Annotated in this window: 16 protein-coding genes and 1 pseudogene; all 17 read left to right on the top strand. The window is 30.0% G+C overall.

Features of this window, described 5'->3' with window-relative positions:
* Positions 1–2: 2 nt before the first annotated feature.
* The 17 genes and pseudogenes from ACW5R3_RS12225 (at position 3) to ACW5R3_RS12145 (ending at position 19,832) form a co-directional block, all read left to right on the top strand.
* Entirely contained in the window at positions 3–191 is a 189-nt protein-coding gene (locus tag ACW5R3_RS12225) for a hypothetical protein (protein ID WP_456577298.1), read from the top strand.
* A 258-nt stretch (positions 192–449) separates the two neighbouring features.
* Positions 450–1,322 (top strand): DUF6371 domain-containing protein, encoded by an 873-nt coding sequence (locus ACW5R3_RS12220; RefSeq protein WP_456577297.1) that lies wholly within the window; start codon positions 450–452, stop codon positions 1,320–1,322.
* Positions 1,323–1,498: 176 nt separating this feature from the next.
* Positions 1,499–2,212 carry a hypothetical protein gene (locus ACW5R3_RS12215; RefSeq protein ID WP_456577296.1) on the top strand — a complete coding sequence of 238 codons (714 nt, stop codon included), beginning with the start codon at positions 1,499–1,501 and terminating at the stop codon, positions 2,210–2,212.
* Between the two features lie 9 nt (positions 2,213–2,221).
* Complete coding sequence (locus ACW5R3_RS12210; protein WP_456577295.1) at positions 2,222–2,464, top strand: hypothetical protein; 243 nt, start codon at positions 2,222–2,224, stop codon at positions 2,462–2,464.
* A 242-nt stretch (positions 2,465–2,706) separates the two neighbouring features.
* A complete protein-coding gene (locus tag ACW5R3_RS12205; protein ID WP_456577294.1) occupies positions 2,707–4,998 on the top strand; it encodes an nSTAND3 domain-containing NTPase in 2,292 nt (763 codons plus the stop codon).
* Positions 4,999–5,180: 182 nt separating this feature from the next.
* Positions 5,181–8,411 (top strand): type ISP restriction/modification enzyme, encoded by a 3,231-nt coding sequence (locus ACW5R3_RS12200; protein WP_456577293.1) that lies wholly within the window; start codon positions 5,181–5,183, stop codon positions 8,409–8,411.
* A 143-nt stretch (positions 8,412–8,554) separates the two neighbouring features.
* The gene (locus ACW5R3_RS12195) at positions 8,555–10,447 is read left to right on the top strand and encodes a hypothetical protein (protein WP_456577292.1); all 1,893 of its coding nucleotides are present in this window, start codon (positions 8,555–8,557) and stop codon (positions 10,445–10,447) included.
* Entirely contained in the window at positions 10,447–11,382 is a 936-nt protein-coding gene (locus tag ACW5R3_RS12190) for a hypothetical protein (protein ID WP_456577291.1), read from the top strand. Before ACW5R3_RS12195 ends, ACW5R3_RS12190 begins: the two co-directional genes overlap by 1 nt.
* An 8-nt stretch (positions 11,383–11,390) precedes the next feature.
* Positions 11,391–13,853, top strand: coding sequence for an Hsp70 family protein (locus ACW5R3_RS12185; protein WP_456577290.1), 2,463 nt, complete (start codon positions 11,391–11,393; stop codon positions 13,851–13,853).
* A complete protein-coding gene (locus ACW5R3_RS12180) occupies positions 13,853–15,625 on the top strand; it encodes an AAA family ATPase (protein WP_456577289.1) in 1,773 nt (590 codons plus the stop codon). The genes ACW5R3_RS12185 and ACW5R3_RS12180 overlap by 1 nt, the downstream gene beginning before the upstream one ends.
* Before the next feature lie 2 nt (positions 15,626–15,627).
* The gene (locus tag ACW5R3_RS12175; protein WP_456577288.1) at positions 15,628–16,167 is read left to right on the top strand and encodes a hypothetical protein; all 540 of its coding nucleotides are present in this window, start codon (positions 15,628–15,630) and stop codon (positions 16,165–16,167) included.
* 55 nt (positions 16,168–16,222) lie between these two features.
* Positions 16,223–16,429: pseudogene (locus ACW5R3_RS12170) on the top strand (DUF6804 family protein); the annotation flags it as partial.
* Positions 16,430–16,450: 21 nt separating this feature from the next.
* Complete coding sequence (locus tag ACW5R3_RS12165; RefSeq protein ID WP_456578836.1) at positions 16,451–16,810, top strand: transposase; 360 nt, start codon at positions 16,451–16,453, stop codon at positions 16,808–16,810.
* A gap of 239 nt (positions 16,811–17,049) precedes the next feature.
* Positions 17,050–17,298: a hypothetical protein gene (locus tag ACW5R3_RS12160; RefSeq protein WP_456577287.1), complete on the top strand. Its 249-nt coding sequence runs from the start codon at positions 17,050–17,052 to the stop codon at positions 17,296–17,298.
* 178 nt (positions 17,299–17,476) lie between these two features.
* A complete protein-coding gene (locus tag ACW5R3_RS12155; RefSeq protein ID WP_456577286.1) occupies positions 17,477–18,187 on the top strand; it encodes a hypothetical protein in 711 nt (236 codons plus the stop codon).
* Between the two features lie 386 nt (positions 18,188–18,573).
* Complete coding sequence (locus ACW5R3_RS12150; RefSeq protein WP_456577285.1) at positions 18,574–19,197, top strand: hypothetical protein; 624 nt, start codon at positions 18,574–18,576, stop codon at positions 19,195–19,197.
* 164 nt (positions 19,198–19,361) lie between these two features.
* A complete protein-coding gene (locus ACW5R3_RS12145) occupies positions 19,362–19,832 on the top strand; it encodes a hypothetical protein (RefSeq protein ID WP_134249073.1) in 471 nt (156 codons plus the stop codon).
* Positions 19,833–19,915: the final 83 nt, after the last annotated feature.

Raw genomic sequence — 19,915 nt, 5'->3', positions numbered from 1 at the left:
ACATGAATGCATTAACAGTATATAGTGTAGCGAAGGCGCTTCCATTGGAAGAGCGAGCTAAGCTATACGATATGCTGAAAGCTGATATGATTCCTGATAAGCCGATAATTAAAAAAAATAAAGGTGTTAATCGGGTTGAGTTTTCAGATGAAGATGCTTTAAAATATCTTTTTGATAAATTAAATATATGAAAACAAGAAAAGTAACTATCGTAAAATTCGTAAGGCTCGTAACCTTTACGACAGTTACGAATTTTGCGAACGTTACGAATGATGTTATAGCATGAAGATTGAATTTATTGTATTGAAAATTAGTATGTTATATTTTTAGTGATAATTTAAATTTATATATCGTTATGCTCTTAACACTCGTAAAATCCGTAACCCTCGTAGGCGTTACGAATGTTACGACTATTACGAATGCATTATAAAACACAAATTAAAAACACTATGAATACTAATTATAAATACTACTTAGATAAGTCCAGTAAAAAATTTCCATGTCCACAATGTCAGAAAAGAACATTTGTAAGGTATGTTGATACTGAAACAAAAAACTATTTAGATCACCATATTGGAAGGTGTGATAGAGAAAGTAAATGTGCCTATCATTTTACACCAAAAGGTAACGAACCTATTTCTGTACTCCCATTAAATTATAAACCTGAAATACCTACTTATCATGCTGATGATATTATTGGTAAGTATTGTAATAACTATAAGTCAAATAACTTTATTAAATACCTTCTGCAGTATTTTTCACCAAGAGACATAAAAGAAGTAATACAAAAATATTTTATTGGTACTTCAAATCATTGGAATGGGGCAACAGTTTTCTTCCAGGTTGATGAACGTATTACAATTCATGCAGGAAAAGTAATGTTATATGACCACATTACAGGTAAAAGAATCAAAAAACCATTCAATTGTATTACATGGTTACACCGTGTATTACGAATTAATGATTTTGTATTACAGCAATGTTTATTTGGGTTACATAATTTGACAGAATGTAATACAAAAACAATAGGTATAGTTGAGTCAGAAAAAACAGCAGTCATCATGAGTATTATCAGACGTGATATTATTTGGATGGCAACAGGTAGTAAGTCTAATTTTAAAGCTAAACTATTAAAGCCTTTAAAGGGGCGGAAAATTATAGCTTTTCCAGATAAGACTGAATTTGATATTTGGAATAAAACAGCTAAAAAGCTTAATACAGAAGGCTATAATATTTCTTGCAGTCATCTTTTAGAGAATATGAATCTTGATGAAGGAGATGATTTGATAGATTTTTTATTGCCATTAAAAAAAGTAGCATAAGAAAGTGAAATTATAAATAGTGTATTTGATTTTTATTATCTTTAAAACCCCTTAAAGAATAAACTAATCTAAATTATTTTATGGCATAATTTCATAAATGATATATAGAACGTCAGTTATATATATTATTTGAGATATATAGCACATATGTGCTATATCTAACCGTTGGCAACAATATGAAGAAAAAACAGTACTACATTTATGGTTCATTCATTCTATTGATAATCATTCTATTATCAATTGGAAAATATCGGAATTCTACCAGTTCAAAAAACACGGGTTTTTTTGAAGATTCTTTCAAAGAACAAAAGGACAAAAACCAAATCGAAATAGATACTGAATATTTTGATTCAACAACAAACATTTATTCAAATTTTAAATATAAAATAGCCTTCGACGCACCAAATAATTGGTCAAGTGATGCTGGAGTTTCAGAACACACTATTTTTAGAACTTTTGAACCTGATAGTGCAATTACATTTTCTATAAATGTTATTGAACTAAAATTAAACGAAAAGGAAAAAAAGAATCCTGTTGATGCTTGGCAAGTTTATCAAGCCAATAAAGAAAAAATGGATTATCAATATAAAGTTTTAATCCCAAAGCAATTAAACACAGAAATAAATGACTTTCGTGCTAAAAAAACTTATCTAAAAAATAATATCGCAGTAAGAAGAAGTTTCAATTATATGGTAAGAGAATTAGACCTTGAATATAGCAATACTTCTATCATTTATCAAACAATTGTAAATGGACTAACTTTTACATTTTCGTTTGATATTCCAACAATGTTTTATGATGAAAAACCTGAATTTTATGAGGACATCTTTAGAAACATCTATTTTTTAGCAAACAAAGACGAACTTAACAAACTAATTAACAAAAAATAAACTTATAAAATGACAAACAAAACTGGATTTATATTAGGCTTGATTAGCGCAATAATTTATGTAGTCATTCTTTATGGAATTGACATAAGCCATCCATTAGATTTTTTAGCATACTTTTTAGGAGCATTATTAATTCCTGCGATTATAGCAGGATTAATTTATCTTTTTTCCAGAAAGAACTTTGGTAAAACATTTGGAATTACTTGCATAATCCTTCATATATTATCAGGTTTGGGAAATTCATTAATGTAATTACGACTGAATAAAAAAATAAATACTGTTGCCAACAACGTATAAAATTAATTGCTAGGTACAAGCCTGCTTACGAAAATCCTCGCGGATTTTCTATTCGGTTTGTATTTGCTAAATTCATTGCTTAACCACGCAACTAATCTTATACAAAACCGTTGGCAATAATTTGAGCCACTAACTCTGAAATAAGAAATCTAGAAAAATTAATATTCAATAATCGGAATAACAAACTACAGTAAAATATGGAATATGATTTTTCTAAACTCAATGACAGAGAGTTTGAAGCTTTAGGAGCTTCTATTATAGAAAATATATTAACTAAAAGAGTTGAAATATTTAAATCTGGTAGAGATGGTGGAGTTGACGGCAGGTTTTGGATTGGTAAAACAAAAGAAGGCATTATTCAATGCAAGCACTATATTGCAACACCATACACCACATTAATTTATAAATTAAAAAAAGAAGAATTAGCAAAAGTTAAAAAACTTAAACCTGCTAAATATATATTTATTACTTCAAAAAAATTGTCTCGTCCTAATAAGCAGGAAATAAAAGCAATATTCCATCCTTACATACTTAACGAGTCGGATATTTATGGATATGAGGATTTAAATACTTTCTTATCAAAAAAGGAAAATCAAGACATAGTTGAAAGAAACTATAAATTATGGATTACTAGTACTACTGTTTTAGATTTAATTTATAATAACGCTATAAAAGGTAGAAGCCAGAGTACTATTCGGGAGATTGAAGAAAATGCATATAAATATGCCATAACGGACAATCACAAAAGAGGATTAAAAATTCTTGAAGAAAGTAATGTTGTTATAATGACAGGAGAACCAGGAATAGGAAAAACTACACTCGCAGATAACTTAGCTCTTTATTATACAGCAAAGGGATTTGAGTTTTGTGATATCGAAGAAAGTATAAGCGAAGCTGAAAGTATATTTAGAGAACGAGAAAAAAAGAATATTCTATTTTATTGTGATGATTTTTTAGGAAGTAATTTATACGATGCTATAAACAACAAAAGAGACTCTCATATTGTTAAATTTATAAATAGAGTTCGCAAGGATAATTCTAAAAAATTCATTCTTACATCTCGCACAAATATCCTGAATAAAGCATACAGTCTAAGTCATAGGTTTCAAAATGGCAATATACGTGATAATGAGTTTTTACTTAGAGTTGAAAATTTAACTAATGTAGATAAAGCAAAAATTTTATATAACCACATATATTATTCAAATTTAGATGAGGAGTATCTTGATAAAATATACCAAAACAAAAGATATAAAGAGATAATTAAACATCGGAATTTCAATCCTCGTATAATAGAATTTGTCACTGATTTTGGACGAATTGGACATATCTCATCAGAAAATTATTGGAAATATATTATAAAGAATCTAAATAATCCTGAAGACATTTGGGCAGACTATTTTCAAAACCAAACTGATGATTGCGTTAGAGCTCTTACATTTTTAACAGTATATAATAATGGTAAAATTTCAGAAGATAAATTAAGGAGTTCTTATAATACCTTTTTAAAAATTCATAACGTAAATCTTGGTGACCAGACAGATAAAAGTTTTGAAGCAGTTAGGAAATTGGCAACAAAATCATTGTTAAATAGAAATCAGGTAGATGAGGATAAATTTGAATATGTTTTATTTAATCCATCAATCACAGATTTTGTCCTTGGTTCATATTCTGATGAGAGCGATTTAATATCTAATATTATTAAATCTCTTGAAACAGAAACTTCCATAGATTATTTACAAACTCTTACTGGTTCAAAAAAAATTAATAATACTAATTCACAAAATATACAAGTAAATTTATTTGATTTCTTTTTTGAGCGTAAACTAAATGAAGAAGATTGGGATTTCTTAATATTACTTTCATATTTAGATTTTTTTAATGAAAAATTAAATAAAAGAATCGAACAATTTTTAAAGACATTAATAAATGCTGATAATCCAAGCGGTAAAAGAACTTGGGAACTATTAATAATATTGAATGAATTTGAACCAAAAATAGAATTCAATAATTTTAATTTTTTAAACAATTTTATTGAAGACATTTCAGACGAAGACACTTTAAAAGAGCTTTTAAATTTTATAGACACCAATAATATTGAAGATGAGGATATTCTTACGCAAGTAGAAACTCTTATCGAAAATTACTTGAGTAATATCGTTGACAATAATGATTTAGATGTTGACTATCCAAAACATATAAGCGAGTATTACTATCCTGAAGGCTATCCAGAATATGATATTGATTTAAACGGTATTGAATCTGATATTCAAGAAAGCCTAGATTCATTTTTAGATGGTTTCAATGTGTCTGTCTTAGAGAAAATTGAATTTGATATATCAAGATTCGTATCAAACTTAGACGTAGAAGGTATGGCTAATACTTTTTTCGAGAGTTATGAACCAGATTATGAAAGAGATTATGATGGAGGTTATTATTCAGGTTCATCCAACGAAGACGATATAGATGCAATTTTTGAACGTTCTTAAAAGAATTTAATTTTAAATTGTATTTTTAGTAAAACCAACATCTATTGATACTTTGAAAGTAAAAGAATAGAAAAAAACCAGCCACACAAATAGCACATTTGTTTTTTTCCTCACAAAAGCCAACGCAAAAAAAACAAAAGAGCTATTTTTAGCCAACGCTGAACAAAGATTGAAAATAGAAAATGACAATAAAAGAATACGTAGAAATAGTAAGTAAAAGACTGCAATCTGGAATATCAAGAGAACATTCTTATAGAGGAGATTTAGAAACACTAATCCGAGAATTAGTACAAGGCATAGAAATTACCAACGAACCTGCAAACGTAACCGATTGCGGAAACCCTGATTATGTAATCACAAAAGGCAAAATTCCTGTTGGTTATATTGAAGCTAAAGACATAGGAAAAGACCTTAACAGTAAATCTTACAAAGAACAATTTGGGCGTTACAAAAAAGCACTTGACAATCTAATTATCACAGATTACATCTGGTTTCAATTCTTCCAAAATGGAGAATTAGTTCACGAAATAAAAATTGGAGAAATTGAAAATAATTCAGTTAAACCAATTCCCGAAAACTTCTCGGAGTTTGAGAACTTAATAAAAGATTTTTCTTCTCACGTTTCGCAAACCATTAAATCTTCTAAAAATTTAGCGGAGTTAATGGCAGCTAAAGCGCGTTTATTACAAGATATTTTAGAACGTGCCATTACAAGTGATGAAGAAACACAAGAAAACACCTCTTTAAAAGGGCAATTCGACACCTTTAAACAAATATTAATTCACGATTTAGAACCTAAAGGATTTGCAGATATATATGCTCAAACTTTAGCTTACGGTATGTTTGCCGCACGTTTGCACGACCCAACTTTAGACGATTTTAGTCGTCAAGAAGCAGCAGAACTGATTCCAAAATCCAATCCGTTTTTGCGTAAACTATTTGGCTACATTGCTGGACCAGATATTGACGAAAGAATTGTAACTGTAGTTGATAACCTTGCAGAAGTTTTTAGAGCAACAAATGTTGAGCAACTTTTAAAGAACTTTGGAAAAAGTACACAAACAAATGACCCAATAATTCACTTCTACGAAACTTTTTTGGCAGAATACGACCCAAAATTACGTAAAGCAAGAGGGGTTTGGTACACACCTGAACCAGTCGTAAATTTTATAGTTCGTGCAGTTGATGATATTTTAAAAACGGAATTTGATTTACCACAAGGTTTAGCAGACACGAGTAAAACAAAAATAAAATTAGACACACAAACACCAGATAAACGTTCTGCAACAGGTTATAAACAAATAGAAAAAGAAGTACACAAAGTACAAATATTGGATCCAGCAACAGGAACAGGAACATTTTTAGCAGAAGTTGTAAAGTTTATTTATAACAAAAACTTCAAAGCAATGAAAGGCGCTTGGAGTGGCTATGTAGAAGAACATTTAATACCAAGATTAAACGGTTTTGAGTTGTTAATGGCTTCCTATTCTATGGCACATCTTAAATTAGATATGTTACTAACCGAAACTGGTTATAAATCAACTAAAAATGAACGTTTAAATATTTACTTAACCAACTCTTTAGAAGAACACCATAAAGATACTGGAACTCTATTTTCTAATTGGTTAAGTAGTGAAGCCAACGAAGCCAATCATATAAAACGTGACACACCTGTAATGTGTGTGATTGGAAATCCACCATACAGTGGCGAGAGTGCCAATAAGGGAAAGTGGATTATGGATTTAATGGAAGATTATAAAAAAGAACCAGGTGGAAAAGAAAAATTAAAAGAACGTAATCCAAAATGGATAAATGACGATTATGTAAAATTTATACGTTACAGTCAGCATTATATTGAAAAAAATGGAAGTGGAATATTAGCATTTATTAATCCTCACGGTTTTTTAGACAACCCAACCTTTAGAGGAATGCGTTGGAATTTATTGAAAACTTATGATAAAATATACACTATAGATTTACACGGTAATAGTAAGAAAAAAGAAACTTGCCCAGATGGTTCGCCAGACCAAAACGTGTTTGATATTATGCAAGGTGTCGCTATTACTATTTTTGCTAAAACAGGTAAGAAAAAAACTAATGAATTAGGGCAAGTATTTCATTATGATTTATTCGGAAAACGTGATGAAAAATATGACTTTCTTTGGAAGAATAGTTTAAAAACAATTGATTATGTAAAGTTACCAAATAAAGCTCCGAGCTATTTTATGGTTCAAAAAGATTTTGAAGCAGAGGAAAAGTATAATAAAGGAATTATTCTTGACACCTTATTTCCGCTGAATAGCGTTGGTATTGCAACTTCAAGAGACAATTTTACTATCCACGAAACAAAACAAGAAGTAGTAGATACTATAGAAGAATTTTTAAGTATTGAGGATGAAGATGCTCGTATAAGGTTTAAATTAGGAAAAGATGTAAGAGATTGGAAAATCGCTTTAGCTAAAAAAGATTTAATAGAAAGCAACTGTAACTATGACAACATAACAGATGTAAATTACAGACCATTTGAGATAAAAAAAACGTATTACACAGGAAAATCAAAAGGTTTTCATTGTATGCCAAGAGGAAAAGTAATGCGTAATTTTTGTAATAAAGAAAATATTGGTTTAGTAATTGGAAGACAAGGTTTAGCTGTAGGAACTATGTCTTGGAATTTGGCATTCATAACTAAATACATAACTGATTTAAATATTTATAGAAGGGGTGGCGGTAACACCTATCCTCTTTATTTATATCCAGAAACCAATGGTCAACAAACTATAGACAAAACAACAGAAAGAAAACCAAATTTAAACCAAGAAATAGTAAAAGAATTTGGAGAAAAAACAGCTTTAATATTTACCAACGAAAAAGAGGACACAAAAAACACCTTTGCACCAATTGACATTTTAGATTACATCTATGCTGTTTTACACTCACCAACTTACAGAGAAAAATACAAAGAGTTTTTAAAAATAGATTTCCCAAGAGTTCCATATCCAAAAGATGTAAAAACGTTTTGGGAATTGGTGAAATTGGGTGGTGAACTTCGCCAAATTCATCTTTTAGAAAGCAACAAAGTTGAGGATTATATTACAAGTTATGAAATGGCAGAAAATGCAGAAAACGACCATAATGTAATTACCACAACAATCGGAAAGAAAGATTGGGAAATAATCGACCAAGAAAAGCAATTGGGTAGAATTTGGATAAACGAAAGCAAGTATTTTGATAACGTACCTGTAACAGCATGGGAATTTTATATTGGAGGTTACCAACCAGCACAAAAATGGCTGAAAGACCGTAAAGAAAGAGAATTGAAATTTGAGGATATTTTACATTATCAGAAAATTATAGTGGCGCTTACAGAAACAGATAGAATAATGAAAGAAATAGACAAAATAGAAATTGAATAAAACCAACGCTTAAAGCCATACACATTCGCACCAGCCGACACACAAGCCAACGCACGAAGAAAAATTGAACAAAATACGGAAAACCGTAATAGAATAAATAGAATGAATTGTATTTTTAGGAATTTAAAACCAACTGAAAAAATATGGAGCTAATCCAAAATAACCCATACAGAATTGCGGGGATTCTCTCAAATGCAACTTTAAGAGAACTTGAAAGAAACAAAAGTAAATTTCTAAAATATATTGAAGTTGGAAAACAACCGAAATCAGAAATAGATTTTGAGCCCTTAATTGGTGACCTAACAAGAACAAAAGACAACCTACAAAAAGCATTTTCAAATGTTGAGCAAAACCAAGATAAAGTGAATTACTCACTATTTTGGTTTTTAAATGTAAGCCCATTTGATAATACAGCATTAGAGTACTTGAAAAGTGGTGATGAAAAAAAAGCTATTGAAATATGGGAAAAGGTAACGAATGACAAAGATGTTAATTCCAAGAACTTTTCTGCCTTTAATAATTTAGGAACCTACAAACTATTAAGCCAAAGTAAAACAGAGATAAAAAAGGGAATTGAAGCCAAAATCAAATTAATTGAATCAGAATTCTTTGAAAATTTTGTCCATTCAGTTGCTGACCAAACTTATACAATTGACAAGTACAAACAATCTGAAAAACTGATTGATGAGTTGCTAACTCAACTCAATAACCAATATTCAAGTTCAGAAACTTTACAATTATTTAGTGGTTGCAATGGCACAACGCAAAATTATCTCTCGAAAAAATTCACAGAACAACCATTACATAACATAGAAAGTCGTATTGAAAGCTGCAAAAAGAAACGCAAAGATGATAGCTCTAATGGTTACAAATTAGGTTTAGAACTTTTCACAAGCACTAAAAAAGACTTATCACATCTTAAATCTTTAATTGGAGTAAATGACCTTAAATACAAAACAATTGCAGACCAATTAGCAAACCAAATAATGCAATGCGGTATTGACTACTTTAATGCAAGTCAAGAAAATGATTCAAATGAAGATTTTTTAAAAAATGCACAAGAACTGAATAAAACAGCATTGTCAATAGCATCAGGTAGATTAGTTAAAGATAGAGCAAAAGACCATATTGCAACGCTTGAAGAAATGAGAGACCAAGAGGTTAATCAAGCAATTGCATTACTTCAATCGGTTAAAGATGCCTATGAAACAAATGAAGCTAATATTAGAAGGCAAATAGAAGAGTTAAAAGAAAATGATATTGAACTTAAATATGGTTTAAAAACCATCAATTATTCAGCAGTTGAAGATAATATTAAGAACTCAATTGAATGGAATAAGGTAAATGATTTAATAAAGGAAGTATTATCTGACAAAAGATTAGTTAAAATAAAAGAAAGCACAAAGACAGAAGCTAAAAATGAGTTTTGGGAATTAATGAATTGGCTTGAAGACCATTCTTTAAAGAGTTCAACAATTTCAAACATCATTGCCGCTTACAAAAAAATTCCACCGAAACTATTCTTTGATATTGTATCAGCAGAAATAACAAATACAGATAACAAACCTTTTTACATAGAAGATATAAGGTATGTAGGACTAAAATTAAAAATTATATCAAATGGAAATCGGAAAGTAACTATTTATAAAAAATATGTAAACCCAGACGGCAAATATAGCCATAGTACGAAAAGTTCACCAGAAGGATATACAACTTCTTCTGTTGTAACAATAACACCAGAAACTACAATAATTGACCTTGGTGGATGGGGAAATGAAAAGGAATGCACTTATATGGTCGGAGAACATAAGATTGAAGTTTATGTAGAGCATTTTAAAGTCTATACAAAAACATTCAAAGTTGATTGGTCACCAAATAAAAAATCAGAATTAACTCGAAGGCTTAATATACTTCAAAACGAATTAAGTGAAGTTCAAAAATTTAAATGGTTCAGAGGTTCAGAAACCAAACAAAGGGAAGTAAAAGAGGTACAAGACAAAATCAATAAGGCTAAGAAAATATTAATGAATAAATAATGAAAAAACTATTACTTATAACGCTCTTAGTAGGAGCAACCAATCTTTTTGCTCAACAGCAACAAGATTCAATTTTGGTTAAAGAAATACCAACCATAAAAAACAATGTGTTTCAACAGCAACAAGAAATTAATGTCTTAACCAAAAAGTTAAACAGTCAAAACTACACGATTGGAAAACAAGGTCAAACAATTTCAAGTTTGCAGTCTCAAAATAAAGGCTTAAATGCTTCTATTGATAGTTTAAGCCAACTAATCCTAACAAACAGCCAAAACATTGTAACCAATTCCCAAGAGCTTGGAACTAAAATCCAAGAAACAGGACAAAAAGCAGACACTCAAATAGCCCAATTGGATAGTAGTGTAGAGAAAAACCGCTTGTATTGGGTTATTGCCACTTTGGCAACGCTGTTATTGGGAGGTTTGGTTTATTGGCTATTGGGCAAGCGCATTAAGTCAAGCAAAACAGATGTCGAAACCCAAATCAGAAACACCAAAGCTTCACTTGAAGAAGAAAGCGTGAAATTGGATAGTAAGTTAGTAGAGGTTTTAGACACACAACTTAAACTAAAAGACCTAAACCAATCAAGAAAACCTGAAAATGAAGAAAAAGACCATTCGTTAGTTCTCAAAGTGGCAGATGAAGTTACTCGAATTCTTATGAACCTTGAAGTAATGGATAAAAGTATCAAAGGTTATAAACACCTAAAAAAATATTCCGCTTCCATTTTAGACAATCTGAAAGCCTATGGTTATGAAATACCGCAACTAATTGGACAAAACTATAATTCAGGTATGAATATGGTTGCTACTTTAGAATATGATGAAAGTGTTGAAGAAGGGAAGCAAATAATTAAAAGAATAATAAAACCGCAAATAAACTATAATAATAAAGTTATACAAACCGCTAAAGTTATAGTTGCTTACAACGAATAAAAAAGAAAATGACAAGATTAAAAATAGACTTCGGTATAGATTTAGGTACTACCAATTCTGCAATTGCAGTAATGGATGATGGTAAAACAAAAATGCATCGAACAGTCACTCAAAGAGACACAATGCCTTCTTGTGTAATGGTAACAAAGAAAGGTTTTCTAGTTGGTGATAAGGCATTTGCTCAATTAGCCAAAGACAAAAAGAAATCATCCTCTAACCCAGATTTTATTTCCAATATTTTTATTGAGTTTAAAAGAACAATGGGTAATTCAATAAAGTATAAAACCGATAGTAAAATAGGTGTTGAATTATCTTCTGAAGAACTATCATCAGAAGTTTTAAAAACTCTAAAATCATACGTAGATGATGAAAATGTAAAATCTGCAATTATTACTATTCCTGCTGCATTTGAAATGAATCAAATTAATGCCACCAAAAAGGCAGCTGAATTAGCAGGAATAGAATACGTAGAGTTAGTGCAAGAACCTTATGCCGCTGCTATTGCATATGGTGTTGAAAGTTCTAATAAAAATGGTTTTTGGTTAGTATTTGATTTTGGTGGTGGTACGTTTGATTCTGCCTTAGTTAAAGTTTCTGATGGTATTATTAAAGTAATTGATACCGAAGGAGACAACTTTTTAGGTGGTAAAAATCTTGATGAAGCAATTGTCGATAATATTTTCATTCCTTACTTAAAAGAAAATTTTTCAATTGAATCAATAATAGAAGACAATGATAAATTTACTGCATTTAAAGAAATGTGGAAGCCTTTAGCGGAAGATGCAAAAAACCAACTTTCATACAAAGATGAATATTCTATACTTACAAACTTATATGATGAATATGGAGAAGATGATGAAGGTGAAGAATTTGAAATTGATTTAACAATAACTCGACAAGAATTAAAGAAAGTTATTGAACCATTTATTCAAAAAGCAATAGACTATTGTAAAACTCTTCTTCAACGTAATAATTTAGACGGTAATTCTTTAGGTGAATTAATCTTAGTAGGTGGTCCAACATTATCGCCTATTGTTAGAGAAATGCTTGAAGCCCAAATTAAAAAACCGAATACAAGTGTTGACCCAATGACAGTAGTAGCCAAAGGAGCTGCTATATACGCTTCAACAATTAATAATCCAGTTGAAGATGATAATGTGGATTTATCAAAAGTACAATTACACATTGACTATGAATCAATGGTTGCAAGTGATGAGACGTTTGTAACAATTAAAACAAAAGAGGAAAATAAGATTGTTTTTGCAGAAATCGCAAGAGGTGATGACGCATTTAAAAGTGAAAAAGTTGAATTAAACAATATTGGTGAAGTAATTGAACTATCCTTAAAATCAGGTGAAAGAAATAATTTCACAGTTCTAACTTATGATGAAAAAGGAAATAAGTTAGAATGTGAGCCAAATAGTTTTTCAATACAACCTGACACTGCTCTAGGTGGTGCAACTTTAACACATACGATATGTATTGAGGTTTATGACAATAAATCTAAAAAGAAACTATTAAAACCAATAAGAGGCTTAGAAAAAGATAAATCACTTCCAGCCCAAGGTGTTTTTAATGGCTTAACTACTCGTAAACAAATTCGTCCTGGAATGGATGATTTTATAGATATTCCTATTTATCAAGGGGCTCCTGAGACAAAAGCAATAAGTAACAATCACGTTACCACTGTAAGAATTACAGGTGACGATATTCCAAGGTTGCTATCTGAAGGCAGTATAGCTGACTTAACATTAAATTTTAATGAGAGCAGTGTAATGGAAGGAAAAATTAACTTCTTGGATTTAGATTTCGAAATGCCTCTTGAAATTAACAGTAAAGAATCAGAAGTAACAAAAGAATGGTTAGAACAACAAATTATAGAAACTGAAAACAGTTTAAGACAAATTGACTCGAACCGTAAGCCAGAACTTGAAGGTGGACTTAAAAATGTAAAAAACATCTTTGAAAGTAAAGATACTGAAGCAGGCAGACTCGAAACTCGTTCTGAACTTCAAAAACTTGCCAGAGAAATAGAAAAATTAGAGAAATTAAATGAATGGCCTAATTTAGAAGAAACCTTAAAAGAAGAGTTTTATAGATTAGAAAAAGCTAATAATGAATTAGGAAATGATAAAACCACGCAAGTCGTTAATCAATTTCGTTCACAATTAGATGAAGTTATTCGAGCAAAAGACGTTAAACTTGGTAATACTCTATTAGAAGAAATTAGTGGCTTTTTTGTGCATTTAACACTAATCTATCAATTAGTTGGCTTTATAAGACAACATAATAATAACTTCAATTCATATAATTGGAAGGATGCTGCAAGAGCAAAAACACTTTTAAACAAAGGCTTGCAGATAATAAGTGAAAACCCAACAACTGATGAATTACATCCAATAGTTATAGCAATTATAGATTGTATGGTTGATGATGGTAATAAACCAAGTGAAGATGTATTTGGTGTATAATGAAAAAAACTAATCACATATTATCTAAAGGTCAATCTATTAATGATAAGTACAAAGTAACTTTCTTTCTCAAAAAAGGAAATTATGCAGAAGCTTATCGTGTGAAAGACCAAGAAGGAAAAACAAAGCTTTTAAAACTGTTTGCGTATTCAAAATTGGATAGAACACAATTTAATGAAAATGATGATGTTTTAGAAGTTGAGATTTTAAAGGAAATCAAGCATCCTAATTTGGTTAAATTCTGTGATAGTGGCGAATTACTTCTTGATGGTCAAAAATACACCTATGCAATTCTTGATTTTATCAGTGGTGAAACTTTGGCAGATAAATTAAAACGTGAGCAATCGCTAAACATTTATGAAGCCAAAGACATTATTTTGGGTGTTTTAAACGGATTGAAGTATTTACATTCTTTAAACAACCCAATCATCCACAACGATATTACCAACTTAAATGTAATGTTGGATTTATCAGGTAAAATATCTATTCCTAAAATTATTGATTTGGGCTATGCTCGTTTTATAAGTCAACCCAACAAAGACTTTTTGAAAGAAGGATTAAATCCATTTTACCAAGCGAATGAGGCATTTAATAAAATCTTCTCTGTTCAAAGTGATGTGTTTTCTGTTGGTGCCTTGTATTATCATTTGTTAGAAGGCCTACCACCTTGGTTTGTAGAAATTTCAAAATACAAGGCAGATACTGTCAAGTTAGAAGATACTGTTATTGCAGAACGAAAAAAGCCTTTAAGATTCTCGAATATTAAGGACGAACAAACTCAAAATATAATTGCTATAGCTTTACATGCAAATGCAGAAAATCGTTTTAAGAATGTTAGTGATTTTGTCAAAGCTATTAATGGTGAATTGGAAGTAAAACAATTGTCTTCGCCACAACAAACCTCGAAACCTAAACTAAAAGAAATCAAGAAAGGCAAAGGTTTTTCAGCTATTGCAGGAATGCAAGAATTGAAAGATACTATCAAACTTGATGTTATTGATGCTTTAAACGAAAAAGAACGTTATGCAGAATATGGTTTAACCATACCAAACGGAATGTTACTTTATGGTCCACCAGGCTGCGGAAAGACATTTTTTGCAGAACGAATGGCTGAAGAAATAGGATTTAGCTTTTATCAATTAAAGCCTTCCGACATTCAAAGTAAATACGTAAATCAAACACAGGAACAAATCAAAGATATTTTTGATGAAGCTCGTGAAAATGCACCAAGTATTATTTTTATTGATGAATTGGATGCAGTTGTTCCAAATCGTGATAATTCGAGTGTAAATCATATGAATACAAGTGCTGTTAATGAGTTTTTAGCACAAATGAATAATTGTGGTGAAGATGGAATTTTTATAATTGGTGCAACCAACAGACCAAATTCAATTGACCCAGCAATTTTAAGAGCAGGAAGATTAGATAAAGTAATTTATTTACCACCACCAGACCTTGAAGCTCGTGAATTGATGTTTAAATTATACTTGGAAAGAAGACCAAGAGAAATTGGTTTGGATTATTCAGAATTTGCAGAAGCAACAGAGAACTATGTTTCGAGTGATATTAAATTCCTTTGTGATGAAGCTTCAAGAAAAGCATTAAAACTCAACTCAAGAATTTCAAAAGAGATTTTACTTGAAACAATCAAGATAAACAAACCTTCCATTTCTCTAAAAGAATTAAATAGTTACATCACTATCAGAGCAAAAATGGAGGGCTTAGCAGATAACACTAACGTCCGACCAAGAATCGGTTTTAAAAATAATTAGATATGGAAACATTACAATTCGACAAACTTTTGCTTAAAACAGCTTTTTCCTGTATGGCTTGTGATGGCGATATAGACAAGCGAGAAATAAAACTGATTAAACGTTTACATAAAGAGAAAAAGACTTTTGGGGATTTGGATGTCAATACGGAAATGGACAATCTTTTAATTGCGATCAATAAAGATGGACATCAATTTATGAAAGATTATTTTGATGAACTAACAACTTCTGAATTAACAGAAGCCAATGAACTTAACTTGATTGAAGTTGCAATTGACACAATAAAAGCAGACGAAAAAGTTGAATATAGCGAAATCAAGTTTTTCAAAGTGATTCGTTCTAAGCTAAAAATTGACAATGAACCAATTCTTGAAAAGCATCCTGATTTTGAAGACTATTTGGAGCAAGATATTATTACAGATTCTTATTTAGCAAGACTTCAAGATGATTTCTTTGATACACATATTTCAAACGAGTTTGAAATAATAAGTGAAATTGATGATGATATTTTAGATAGTTTTAAAGAGAAGAATGAAGAATAGTGAGCTTTTGATTAAGGTTGTATTAGCAATTCTGATGTTTTTATGCTTATTGGATATGCCTTATGGCTTCTACCAATTTGTAAGATTTGTGGCGTTAATAGGGTTTGGAATTTTGGCTTACCTAGCAAATCAAGAACAGAAGCAGACTGAAATGATTATTTACGGTGGACTTGCTCTACTCTTTCAACCATTTTTTAAAATAGCACTTGGAAGAGAAATGTGGAATGTTGTAGATGTCATTGTAGGAATTGGATTAATTGTCGGCTATGACCTGAGTGACAGCTTGGAGCTAAAAGGTTGTGTAAGAGCTCTAAATAAAGCCATTTATCAAGCTAAAAACATTAATGGACTCATACATCATTCCGATAGAGGAATACAATATTGTAGCAATGTATACACGCAAATATTAAAAAGAAAAAAGATAGCTATAAGTATGACCGAGGAGAATCATTGTTACGAAAATGCCATGGCTGAGCGTGTTAATGGCATATTAAAAGACGAATTTTATCTCGACCAGACCTTTGATAACGTGGCCCACGCTAAAAGAGCCGCAAAAAATGCAATTAATTTATACAACCAAATAAGATTACATTTATCTTTAGACTATAAAACACCAAATATGGTATATAAATTATCAGCTTAATTTCAATTTTAACCTGTAGCCATATTTCAGGACTAGACATTGAGCAGAACCGTTAAAAATGACAATTATGACGAATTTAAAAGACATTCATTCGTAAATTAAAAATATGCGAATGAATATAAATTCAACATCTGATTTTACTCGTTTGTGAATTGAAAGCCAAAACCCGAATTGAATGCAGAATTTGGCAAATTGCTGAATTGCAAAGTCAGTCGGAATTGAAAACTAAAAAATAGAATATGAAAAATATCTTTATTTATTACTTGACAATTTTAACGCCATTTGCAATTATAATTTGGCTGAACAAAACCGGATCTATAAATTCCATATATTTTGTGGGGCTTTTATTTTTCTATTTATTTGTTTTCAGAACTTACGTAGATGGCAAAAGACTATCGGACAAAGATGTGATTCCCAAAAAAGATATTTGGAAAATGATAATACCAGGAAAACACATTGAGTATTTTAAAGAACTATATCTGAAATAATTAAGAATTGAAAGTATAGCGGAATAAAAAACAACGAAATGCCAACACCGCGTATAATTAATTGCTAGTTCTAGCCTACTAACGAAAATCCTTATGGATTTTCTATTCGATTTTTATTTGTTAACTTAGTTGCTTAACCACGCAACAAACCATATACAAACACGTTACAAAACATTTGATGAAACTAATAATAACAACATTTCTTTTAATTTCAACATACTGCTTTTCACAAAAACAATATGAATTTGATTACTTAATAGAATACGAAATGACTTTTTATAAAGATTCTATTAAAATTAAAAATCGGAAATTCAGAAAAGAAGACAAAACGATAAAAAAATATTATTTAACAAACTCAAAGAAAAACAACTATAGTGCTGTAATAACTGAATTGGATAGCTTGAACTACAAAATGATTTTTAAGGATGAGAATGGAATATATTCTAATGTTACATTTTTAAAATCAGGTTTAAACAAAGCTGAGTTTATAAATATTGACTGCAAAAATGTATCTAGATATGAGAATCCATTCAAATACCAAACTAAAAATTATGACTTTTTCAAACTGAATGATACTGTAATTGGTGAAAAAACTTTCAGAATGTTCAAATTGGAATCAATTAAACCCAAAAGGGTAAAAAGAAAAAAACTCGGAACTGAATTTTACATCATAGATAAAGAAACTTCATTTCATTTACCTGTTTTAAATTTCTCAACAGCCTATGAAGAATGGAAAAAAGAAGGTAATTTGCCTAATGGGATTTTTCAGCAAAAGTATTTTATTGATTATTATGGACAGTTAGATTCAAAAGAGAAATTGATAAACTATTGGAAAATTGATAAGAAAATTGTCATTAACAATGATTGTGATTATACAGAAAAGAAATAAAAAACGTTTTGTAACACTGTGTATAAAAAAATGCTAAATTAGTGCTTAAACTAAGTAAGTTGCGCTTTTGTTTAGTCTGATTTTCCTACGGAAAATCCTCGCATACAAAAACGCATCTTTTCATACACAAACACGTTACCAGCAAGCTGAAAAAGACACCTATGATAAAAAAAATTACCCTAATAATATTGATTTTAACATCAATTTCAATTAATGCTCAAGAAAGTGTTATTTTCAAAACTAAATTCAAGCCAAATAAAAAATATAAAACTCAAGTAAAAACAAGTTCACACACTGAAATTGAATTTATTGCTGACAAGGAAATAATTGACAGAATAAAAAGCCAAGGAATTGAGTTACCTATGATTACGGAAACTGAATCGATTATGTCAACAAATCTTATGACTCAAGAAATAGATGACAAAGGAGAGTTTCCTGCAATATTAGAATATGGTAAAATGATTTCCAAAACTACAACTAACGGAGAAACAAAATCCGAAGAAAAACCATATTCTGGAATGACAATTTTAGGAAAATATGACATCGGAAATAAATTCAAAGTTGATTCTATAATTGGAAACAATGTTACTCAACAATTTAGAAACACATTGACGACAACTTTAGAAAACATTCAACAAGCAATTAAGTTTCCTGAAAAACCAATGAAAGTTGGAGACACTTTTAATAGTGTAATCCCAATGACATTTCCAATGGAAGGAATGAATCCTATTTCCGTTATAATAAATATGGAATATATACTAACAGAAATTGTAGAAAATAAAGCATTTTTCGATTTAAAACAAACTGTTAGTTTGGATATGAGTCAAGAACAAATAAATATAATAGCTAGTGGAACTGGAACTGGAACATCAGAATTTGACATTAAAGAGAATTATCTAACAAAATACAAATCTGAATTACCAATGAATATGACAATTAAGGTCAATGAAAAATTGACTATGAAAATGAAAATGACAACTACATCTGAACAAAATGTAGTAATTGAATAAAAGCCAGCTGGTAACACTGTGTATAAAAAATGCTTATTTTAGTGCCTAACCAAAGGAAAGTGCGTGTTTGCTACTATGATTTTCCTTCGGAAAATCCTCGCACGCAAACCCGCACTTTTCATACACGAAAACGTTGCCAACAATATTAACCAAAACACCGCCAAATGAATAGAGTTTTAATAATCTTATTTTTTATTTCTTTCACAACTTCTGCACAAAAAATCAACAAGAATGTTTATTACAATTATTCTGAAGATGTTGAATTCAGAATTTATTTACTTAAAAAAGCAAAAATGATTGACAGAGGTTCTGCTAATTATTCGAATACAATTATTGCAGAAAGCGGAAAAAGGTTTGTATCAATAACGTTTGAATTTAAAAACAACTCTTCAACAAATCAAATAATTGATTTTGAAAAAATATTTATAAAAGACAAGAATTCCGAATTACACCATATAGATTTTGTTGTTATGGCTATGAAAATGACAGCAAGAACTAATAAATTACAACAAACACTTAAGCCAAATAAAAAAAGAAAAATATCCGTAGAATTTAGACCTTCATTTGATAAGAATGAAATTATAAAAACACTTATAATTAACAACGAAATTATTGAATTGGAATATAAAGAATAAAATACTGTTGGCAACACTGTGTATAAAAAATGCTTATTTTAGTGCTTAACCAAAAGGAAGTGTGTGTTTGCTTTCTTCCGATT

It is taken from the genome of Algorimicrobium bowmanii (assembly GCF_054031195.1).
The sequence above is the reverse complement of the archived record's forward strand: the minus strand, read 5'-3'. Positions and strand labels throughout refer to the sequence as shown.